The following is a 354-nucleotide window of genomic DNA, read 5'->3' on the forward strand; positions in this document are numbered from 1 at the left end:
GGCGGCGGCGCGGCCGGCGGCGAGCACGCCGTCCACCCGTTCGGCCAGCACGACGCCGCGGGCGCGCTCGGCGCGCAGCATCGCCGCCATGTGGTCGGCCAGCACGTCGCCGTGCACGCGCACCGGCGGGGCCAGCACACGATAGAGGTCGGACCGCTCGGCGAGGAACTCCGGATGGGCGCGCAGGAAGGCGGCGACCGCCTCGGCGTCGGGTTCATCTTTGCGGGCGGGCTGCCCGGCGGTATCGACCATCGTTCTCATGGACGCGGACGATACCCAAATGCCGCGCCCGGCGCGACTGCCGGTGCTGCTGCCCTATCCGTTCGCGGGACCGTTCGACTATGCGGTGCCGCC

The 354-nt window shown here is 74.3% G+C and carries 1 protein-coding gene; it reads right to left on the reverse strand.

What is annotated here, in order from left to right; all coding sequences use genetic code 11:
- The coding region (locus B8460_RS20250; RefSeq protein WP_048863433.1) for a hypothetical protein at positions 1-252 on the reverse strand (252 nt) is incomplete at its 3' end.
- Positions 253-354: the final 102 nt, after the last annotated feature.

The sequence above is a fragment of the Acidisphaera rubrifaciens HS-AP3 genome, assembly GCF_000964365.1.
In the GTDB taxonomy this organism is placed as follows: domain Bacteria; phylum Pseudomonadota; class Alphaproteobacteria; order Acetobacterales; family Acetobacteraceae; genus Acidisphaera; species Acidisphaera rubrifaciens.